The organism is uncultured Methylibium sp. (genome assembly GCF_902826655.1).
Taxonomy (GTDB): Bacteria; Pseudomonadota; Gammaproteobacteria; order Burkholderiales; family Burkholderiaceae_C; genus Methylibium.
This window is the reverse complement of record NZ_CADEFR010000056.1, coordinates 1-3,181: the sequence shown is the minus strand read 5'-3', so window position 1 is coordinate 3,181 and position 3,181 is coordinate 1. Positions and strand designations below refer to the sequence as shown.

General features: G+C 70.1%; 3 protein-coding genes. All 3 read right to left on the bottom strand.

Annotated elements, in window-relative coordinates; translation table 11 throughout:
* Window positions 1-587 (bottom strand): AMP-binding protein (locus QZV97_RS16810; protein ID WP_295645102.1); only part of this gene is annotated, 587 nt, incomplete at its 3' end.
* A 21-nt stretch (window positions 588-608) separates the two neighbouring features.
* Complete coding sequence (locus QZV97_RS16805; protein ID WP_295645099.1) at window positions 609-2,408, bottom strand: ABC transporter substrate-binding protein; 1,800 nt, start codon at window positions 2,406-2,408, stop codon at window positions 609-611.
* An 8-nt stretch (window positions 2,409-2,416) separates the two neighbouring features.
* A partial coding sequence (locus QZV97_RS16800; protein WP_295645096.1) for an ABC transporter substrate-binding protein occupies window positions 2,417-3,181 on the bottom strand: 765 nt, incomplete at its 5' end.

The following is a 3,181-nucleotide window of genomic DNA, read 5'->3' as shown; positions in this document are numbered from 1 at the left end:
CCGTCGCAGGCGATCAGGACCCGGGGTTCGATCTGCCGCCAGCGGTCGAGCACCGCCACCGGACCCATGTCGGGTGAGCAGACCGACCAGACCGCGCCGAGGCTCGCGCAGGCCAGGAAGGCCACCGCCGCGTCCGGCGTGTTGGGCAGGTAGGCGCAGACACGGTCGCCGGGGCCGACGCCGAGTCCGCGAAGTGCCGCGGCCAGCGAGGCGACGCGGGCCCGCAGCTCGGGCCAGCTCGTCATCGCGAGCGCGCGCCCCATGCGCTCGTTGCGGAACACGATCGCCGGGTGGCCGGCCGCATGCGCCGCATCGGCGTGGCGGAACACCTGCTGCGCGTAGTTGAGCTGCGCGCCCTCGAACCAGCGCGCGCCGGGCATGCGCGCCTCGGCCAGCACCGCGCGCCAGGGCGTCGGCGACTGCAGGTCGAAGTAGTCCCAGACGGAGCCCCAGAACGCGTCCAGGTCGCCGGTCGACCAGCGCCACAGCGCGTCGTAGCCGGCGGTCGTCGTCGGATCGAACTGCAGGCCGCGATGCCGTGCCAGCCAGCGCGTGTAGTCGAGGATGCGCGGTTCGGGCAGCGGCATGCAGGCCTCTCGAAGGCGAGATCAGCGCGCGGGCAGCGGGCGCTCGTCGATGTCCACGTAGTGCCACAGCTCCTGCCAGAACAGCGGCCGCTTGTAGCCGACCAGGCGCGGCTGCAGAAGGTCGGTGTAGATGCGGTGCACGTGGTACTTGTAGGGCATGTAGGCGGTGTTGAGCTTGCTCATCTCGTTCATCAGCGCCAGGCGCTCCGGGCCGTCGGCCATCTCGTTGCTGCGGCGGTAGAGCTCGTCGAAGCGGTCCAGCTTGAAGCGCGCCAGGTTCTGCCCACCGGCGGCGGGGCCGTAGAGACGCTGGAACGAGGGCTGGCCGTCGGGCGAGGCGGCGCTCAGCCCCACCATCCACAGCATCAGCTTGCCGGAGCGCGCGGCCTTCAGGTTCTCGGGCCACTGCCGCGTGCGCAGCGTCATGCGGACGCCGATCGCGTTCATGCCGTGCTGCCAGGTCTCGTCGAGCTGGCGCGACAGCTGGTCCGACTGGGTCGAGAACTCCAGCACCAGCGGCGAGCCGTCCGGCTGGTCGCGCCAGCCGTCGCCGTCCTTGTCGACGTAGCCGTAGAGGTCGAGCAGGGCCTTGGCGCGCGCCGGGTCGTACTCGGAGTTGGTGCTGCGCAGCTGGGGGTCGTAGCCGTAGGTGTGCGGCATCAGGCCGGCCTGCGCCTTGATCGCCTGCTGGCGCCGCACCAGGCGGATCTCGCGGTCGAGGTCGAAGCCCAGGCTGATCGCGCGGCGCAGCGCCACCTTGTCGGGCGTGTAGCCGCCGATGACGGGATCCTCCATGTTGAACATCGTCATGCGCACGTCGGCGTAGACGATGCTGTGCTGCGTGATGCCGCGCCGGGCAAGGTTGGGCGCGAGCTTGCCGTTGGGGATCGCCTGGTTGGCAAAGTCCTCGGGCAGCTCGACGGCGTCGAGCTCGTCGTTCAGGAAGGCCAGCCAGCGCGGCTGCGGTTCCTCGATGATGCTGACCTCGACGCGGTCGATCATGGGCAGCCGCCGGCCCTTGAAGCGCGCCAGCGTGGCCTGGCCGTCGGCGTCGTCGGCGTTGGGCTCGGCGTCGTAGACCATCTCGCGGAACTGCGGGTTGCGCTCCAGCACGATCAGCGAGCTGCGTCGCCACTGCTTCAGCACGAAGGGCCCCGTGCCGACCGGGTGGGCCATCGTCTCGCCGGGATAGTGCTCGATGACCTCGCGCGCCACGGCGCCGAACAGATCGCCGGTCGCCAGGCCGTACAGGAAGCGCGGCCGCGGCGACTTCAGGCGGAACTGCAGCGTGTAGCGGTCCAGCGCCTTCAGGCCTTCGACGGGGCGGTCGTAGTCGAAGGGCGTCTTGTTCTTCAGCGCCTCCTCGCGCAGCTCGTCCAGGCCGAGGAGGCCGTTCTCGGCGATGCCGGCGTACACCGGGCTCTTGTTCGCAGGGTCGAAGAAGCGCTTGAAGGTGTAGACGTAGTCCTCGGCCACCAGTTCGCGCTTCCTGCCCTTGAAGGCGGGGTCGTCGGCGAAGTGGATGCCGGGCTTGATGCGGATCGTCCAGACGCGGAAGTCGGCCGACACCTCGGGCATCGCGGCGGCGGTCAGCGGCTTGATCTTCGCGGGCCGCGCCAGCGGGTCGTAGGTGTACAGCCCCTCGAAGATGTGCGGGGTGACGGTGCGCGAGTACAGGTCGTTGATCAGTGCCGGATCGAAGCCGGTCTCGGCGGCGCGGAAGGCGATGCGCAGCACCTTGGGCTTGGCCGCGTCGGCGGCCGCGGCCGGCAGCGCCAGCGCCGACAGCAGCGTCAGCAGGACGGCTCCGGCCCGTCGCATCGCACGCATCAGCGCGCGGCCGGCAGCAGCGCCGGGTCGATGTCGACGAACTTCCAGAACTCGCGCAGGAAGACGTTGCGGTGGTAGCCGACGACCCAGGGATGCGCCAGGTCGGTGTAGATGCGGTGCACGTGGACCTTGTAGGGCATGTAGGTGACCATCAGCTTCTGCGCCTCGTCCATCGCGACCTGGCGCTCGGGGCCGTTGGGCAGCAGCTTCTGGCGGTCGTAGGCGGCGTTGAAGGCCGGCAGGTCGAAGCGCGCGTGGTTGGCCTGCCCCTTGTTGGGACCGTAGCCCAGCTCGAGGAAGCCCTCGCCGTCGGGCCCGGCGCTCCAGCCCACGCCCCACATCATCAGCTTGCCGCTGCGCGAGGCCTTCAGGTTCTCGGGCCACTTGGCAATGCGGAAGTCCATGCGGAGGCCGATGGCGTCCATGTTCTTCTTCCACTGCTCGGACAGCGCGCGGTTGTACTGGTCGGGCTGGGTCGCGTACTCCAGCATCAGCGGCTGGCCGTCCGGCTGCTCGCGCCAGCCGTCGCCGTCCTTGTCGACGTAGCCGTAGAGGTCGAGCAGGGCCTTGGCGCGGGCGATGCTGAACTCGCTCATCTCGGTCTTCATCGCCGTGTTGTAGCCCCAGGTGCCCGGCCCGATCGGGCCCTGCGCCGGGATGGCCTGGCCCTTGCGCACCAGGCGGATCTCCTTGTCGACGTCGACCGCCAGCGCGATCGCGCGGCGCAGCGCCACCTTGTCGGGCGTGTAGCCGCCGACCACCGG